At 68.9% G+C, this 5,216-nt stretch carries 5 protein-coding genes; 3 read left to right on the top strand and 2 right to left on the bottom strand.

Annotation, left to right across the window (positions count from 1 at the left end; all coding sequences use genetic code 11):
- The first annotated feature begins 138 nt into the window (after positions 1-138).
- Positions 139-2,037 carry a hypothetical protein gene (locus G4D87_RS33255; RefSeq protein ID WP_163786703.1) on the top strand — a complete coding sequence of 633 codons (1,899 nt, stop codon included), beginning with the start codon at positions 139-141 and terminating at the stop codon, positions 2,035-2,037.
- Between the two features lie 148 nt (positions 2,038-2,185).
- On the top strand, positions 2,186-2,680 hold the full coding sequence (locus tag G4D87_RS33250) for a hypothetical protein (RefSeq protein WP_163786706.1): 495 nt from the start codon (positions 2,186-2,188) through the stop codon (positions 2,678-2,680).
- 59 nt (positions 2,681-2,739) lie between these two features.
- On the opposite strand, the gene G4D87_RS33245 is transcribed toward G4D87_RS33250, so the two are convergent.
- A complete protein-coding gene (locus tag G4D87_RS33245; protein ID WP_240358817.1) occupies positions 2,740-3,105 on the bottom strand; it encodes a hypothetical protein in 366 nt (121 codons plus the stop codon).
- A gap of 112 nt (positions 3,106-3,217) precedes the next feature.
- Here G4D87_RS33245 and G4D87_RS33240 point away from each other — a divergent pair, with 112 nt between their 5' ends.
- The gene (locus tag G4D87_RS33240) at positions 3,218-3,871 is read left to right on the top strand and encodes an SMI1/KNR4 family protein (protein WP_163786705.1); all 654 of its coding nucleotides are present in this window, start codon (positions 3,218-3,220) and stop codon (positions 3,869-3,871) included.
- A 54-nt stretch (positions 3,872-3,925) separates the two neighbouring features.
- Here the strand turns inward: G4D87_RS33240 and G4D87_RS33235 are convergent.
- Positions 3,926-5,216 (bottom strand): M16 family metallopeptidase (locus tag G4D87_RS33235; protein WP_163786704.1); only part of this gene is annotated, 1,291 nt, incomplete at its 5' end.

The following is a 5,216-nucleotide window of genomic DNA, read 5'->3' as shown; positions in this document are numbered from 1 at the left end:
CAGTGGCCAAGGGGCATCCGTCCGCACAGGGGGGCATGGCACGCCGACGGAGTCCCCCTTGCCGCCTTCGCCTGCTGGCCCGCCAGCATCCCTTCCTTCCTGGCGGGAGCAGATGTTTAAAGGGGTGAGCCTGAGGACATGGAGGCCGCGACGACGAGCGAGCGAGCGCAGGCGGCGACCTGGGAGGCGGACCTGCCCAGGGTCCCCACGGAGCAGGACGTCGCGTGGGAGCTGGACATCTACCCGCTGACGGGCTTGGGCGGCCTGTCGCCCTTGAGCCTGGTGAAGTTCTGGACCTACGAGCGCTTCATCATCAACGGCGACAAGGGCATCTGGACCCGTCCCGAGTTGGAGCGGGAGCTGCTGGCGAAGGCGGAGGTGGACGAGTGCTTCTCTTCCATTGGCGGCCCCATCACCCAGCCGCCCTGTGCGCCGGGCACGAAGCCCAAGCGCAACCAGGCCTACGTCTGGGGGCTGGCCAAGGCGGACAAGTCCCTGTGGTTCGGCACGGTGGCGAACACGCTGTGCCTGGTCCAGCAGGGCTTCCTCGGCTTCGCCACGCCGCAGGAGAACCCCTTCTGGGTGTGTGAGTTCGGCGCCAGCCAGTCCGGCACGGGCGACTTCCGCCCGCCGAACCTGCAGCGCTACCAGCTGGACACGGGCGTGCTGTCTTCACTCAATGGAAGCCTGCCCTTGGGGGCGGAGGTGCTGCGGCGCACCACCGTGGGCCTGCGCTCCGCGGGCGCGCAGGACGGCGTCGTGTTCCTGGCCGGCCCCAGCGTCGTCGCGGGCATCAACCTGTTCGCGTTCGACTCGGCCACCGGGGCCTTCCTGGGCGCGAGGAACTTCCCGCAGTACAACAACATCCGCGAGTGGGTGAACGTCCGCGGGGCGCTCTACACCGGCGTGGCGTACAGCGTGGTGCTGGGCAACGCGCCGGGCGGCGCCGTGCTCCGGTGGCGCGGCGCGAGGTCCACCAACCCCGCGGTCCTCTTCGACTTCGAGGTCGTGGGGCAGACGGACGCGGAGGTGGCCAACCTGGTGGAGCACGCCGGCCGCATCTACGTGACGACGTGGCCCACCTTCATCACGGGGGGCTCGCCGTCGCCGCTGTCGGCGCGCTTCACCGGCGTGTGGCGCAGCCCCCGCCTGGAGCAGAGCGGGCTGGATGCCGGGGACGCCAGCGGTTGGGGGAAGGTCTGGGACATCCGTGACTATGAGCCGGACCTGCTGGCCGCGGCCACCACGGGCGGCGGCGCGGTGGCGTCGTTCGACGGCCGACTGTACTGGGGCACCATGCACGTCCCCTTCCTCGCCACGTCGATTGCCCTGGGGGCGCACGCCGCGGGGCTGGTGGACCTGGACGCGGACGGCAACGGCAGCCTCGGCTGGCTGGAGTTGCTGAACACCGCGCTGGGCACCCACCGCTCCACGTCCGTCTTCCAGAGCGATGAGCTGGGCAACCAGGATGAGCAGGTCCGGGCGATTTATGGCGAGAAGTACCTGCCCAGGTACTCGCCCGCCGCGAAGGGCTACACCATCGCGTTCGACGCCTTCCACCGCAACCGCCTGGAGAATCCCGACCCGCGCTGGGGCTCCTCCGGCCTGGGGAACTTCTTCAACGCGTACACCTGGTCGTTGACGGTCCACGACAATGACTTGTACCTGGGCACCTTCGACTGGAGCCAGGTGGCGCGCGTGGGCCTGCAAGAGGTCCTTGGAGGCGGTACCCTGCCGCCCATGGCCCCGCCCGCCATCGCCGCCAGCGTCACCTCCGTCGAGGACGCGCGCCGGGCCCACCATGACTTCCTCCGGCTGCTCAACATCGCGCTACCGAAGCAAGGGGCGGACCTCTTCCGCTTCGAGAACCGCAACAAGAGCGCGGTGGCGGAGTCGCTGAGGGGCCTGGGCAACGACACGAACTACGGCGTTCGCACGCTGGTGAGCGGCAAGAAGGCCCTCTACGTCGGCACCGCGAACCCGATGAACCTCCACCCGGACGGCGGCTGGGAGCTCCTCCAGCTGAAGAAGGACTGAGGCGGCCCTCCCCCGGTCGAGGCCCAGGAGGCCTGGGCTTCGACCGGGGTGCCAGGAATGGAGAATTCCTATTGGAGTGCAGTCAAAACTCCGTGTCAGCCCATGGGGGGTGGATTCGCAAACGTGGAGGAGGGGCTAAATAGGATGCATGACCCTCTCCTCCCCGTTATCCATTGCCGCCCTGAGTCTGTCTTTCCTCACGCCGCTGTCCGCGCTGGCCTCCGGGAACACCGTCGCCAGCCGGTATGTGGACGTCTCCGCCTACCTGACGTCGGAGGCGGACATCGAGGCGTGGTACCAGCTCAGCGCCTCCCTCAAGCAGAACTTCGATGACATCTGCGGCGACACGTTCTGTGAGGGCGAGTACAGCAACATCGAGTCGCTGCGCTTCCGCTGCTCCGTGAATGCCCTGACGGGCCGGATTGGCCAGTGCGTCTGGGTCTTCGCCGCCAGCAACGAGGAGGTCGACCCGGCGACGGGCGCGGTGACGGTGGAGGCCCAGACGTGGGCCTGCCAGGTGCCGCTCGCGCCGCGCACCACGATGCAGCAGCTCCTGACGGCGCTCGCGGGCACGTCTCCGCTCCACGCCACGCTGCCGCGCACCCAGACCACCATCTATGATGGGCTGGGCGACTGCCTCTAGAGCGGGCCGCTCGGCGGTTCGACGCAGCCCGTGCCGAAACACGGGCCTGCCGCCATGACTTACGCTCCCGCGAAGTTTTCGATGAGTTCGTCGATGACGCTGACGATGTGCGCCGAGAAGTCCCGGAAGTGCTTGGCGTGCTTCGTCCCCAGGAGCTTGGGAAGCGCGAAGCGCTCGTCGTGGTAGTAGCCCACGATGCCCATCTCACCCTCCGGGGTGACGTCGCGCGGATTGAAGCACCAGAAGTTGTCCACCGCGTCGTCATCCGCGCGCTGGAAGAACAGGGCCTCGTTGATGGCCTCCTCGACCTCCGGGTCGTCACCATCCACCGCGTCCGACGCATCCGGCGACGCCGCGCGCAGGAAGCCCGGCTCCTCCATGCCGATGAGCTCCCGCCCGCCGTGCAGCACCTTGAAGGTGCCCATTCGACTTCCTTGTCATGATGCGCGCACGCTACCGAATACGTGCGCCCCGCCAAGTCCCTTCAGCGCGGCAGCGCTTGCCCGCGAAAAAGCCCCTCGGCATAGGCTGCGGCCCATGCACGAGCAGACGCTGCAATCGCGTTACCAGGAGCTGCTGGCGCGCGTGGAGACCTGGGCGAAGGGGTTTGGCGGGAGACTCGTCCTGGGCCCGCCCGTACCGGAGGAGGACATTGACCTGGTGCCGGAGCTGCTCGGCCTCCCGGCATCCGACGGGAGGCCCGCGCTGCCCGAGGGGCTCCGCGAGTTCTGGCGGCGGTGCGCCTTCGCGCGCGTCGAGGTCCGCGACTGGGATGAGGGCGGCGCCTGGACGCCCCTGCCCGCCAACTTCCGGGTGTACTCACCGGATGAAGTGCTGGAAGAGACGCGCTGGGTCCGCATTCCCGCGGGCGTGACGCGGGACAACCGCCCCTTGTCCACCACGCACCTCTACGCGCTCGCGGCTGGCGACGTGCTGCCCCGGGACGCGCAGTGGTGTGTCGCGGCGAGCGGAGGCGCGTTGACGTCGCCCGCCATCGTCCTCAACCCCATGAGCGACCTGACGTGGGCACTGCTCCAGGACTCGGGGCAGTTCGTCTGGGCCGAACAGCAGACGGCCCACGGCGCCACCTTCACGACGTTCCTGGACTGGCTCGAGCACTACGTCCGGCATACATGCCAGCTCGCCCCCGACGCCCTCTACCCGGACGGCGTCACGGCCCGTCCGGAGTAGCGGCGCCGGAGGAGAAAGGCGGAGGCCCGGGATGGTCTCCGCCTTCCCGGTGACTCACTTCAACGCGGGGGACACGACCTTGAGCTGCGGCGCCACCACCTTCTGGTCGCCCACGACGATGAAGGTCATCGCCTCACGCGTCAGCATCTTCGCGGCCAGCTGCTGCACTTGCTCCGGGGTGACGGCCATCACCGACTGCACGTAGTTCTGCAGGTACGAGTCCGGCAGGCCGTGCAGGTCCACGAAGCGGAGCTGGTTGATGATGCCGCCGCGCGACGAGTTCTGGAGCAGGAAGGAGCCCGCCAGGTAGCTCTGGACGGCGCTCAGCTCCGCGGCGGGCGGCGGCGTCTTCCGCAGGGTGGCCACCTCCTTGAGAATCTCCTTCAGCGACTCACCGGTGACGGCCGTCGTCACGTCCGCGTTCTGCACCCAGTAGGCGTCCTCCAGGTGCGTGGAGACCGTGCTGTTGGGCGAATACGTGTAGCCCTTCGCCTCGCGGATGTTCGCGGTGATGCGCGAGCTGAAGTAGCCGCCGAGCAGCGTGTTCAGCACCGTCTGCTTGACGTAGTCCGGGCTGGAGGCCGGCAGCGCCTTCACCGCCACGCGGACCGTGGACTGCACCGAGCCGGGACGGTCGATGAACTGCACCGCCTTCGCCACCTGCTGCCTGGGCACGTTCTGGAGCCGCGCCGGGCCGGCCTTCCAGCCGGTGAACGCGTCCCGGATGGCCTTCTCCACCGGCGCCGGCTCGAACCGGCCGACGACGTAGAGCCGCGCCCGGGCCGCGCCGATGTTGGCGTCGTAGTGCGCGCGAACGGCCTCCGGAGTGTAGCCCTTGAGCTGCGCCTCCGGCGGGAAGTAGCGGCCATACGGGTGGTCACCGTAGAGCGACTGGAGCAGCCGCTCGTCGGCGAGCGTGCCCGGCCGGCTCTTGTAGATGGCCATCTCCCGCGCCAGGTCGCCCTTGACGCGCTCCACCTCCGCCTGCGGGAAGGCCGGGTTCTGGATGACGTCCGCGATGAGCGCCACGGCGTCCGGCGCCGACTCGGAGAGGACCTCCAGGCCGACGAAGGTCTGGTCCATCGTCGTGCCGATGTTGAGCGCCCCCCCGAGCTGCGCGGCCGACTGGGCCAGCTGCTCCGCCGAGCGGGTGGTGGTGCCCTCCGACAGCAGCCTGCCCATCAGGTCCGCCAGCCACGTCTCCGTGGCCTTCTCATGGATGTTGCCGGTGTCGATGGCCAGCTGGATGGCGACCTTCGGCATGTCGCCGTAAGGCAGCAGGGAGACCTCCAGCCCGTTGTCGAGCTTGAACTCCGTGCGGACGGGGACCTTGAAGGGCTTGGGC

The sequence above is a fragment of the Myxococcus vastator genome, from assembly GCF_010894475.1.
Classification (GTDB): Bacteria; Myxococcota; Myxococcia; order Myxococcales; family Myxococcaceae; genus Myxococcus; species Myxococcus vastator.
This window is presented reverse-complemented; position numbering and strand designations above follow the sequence as displayed.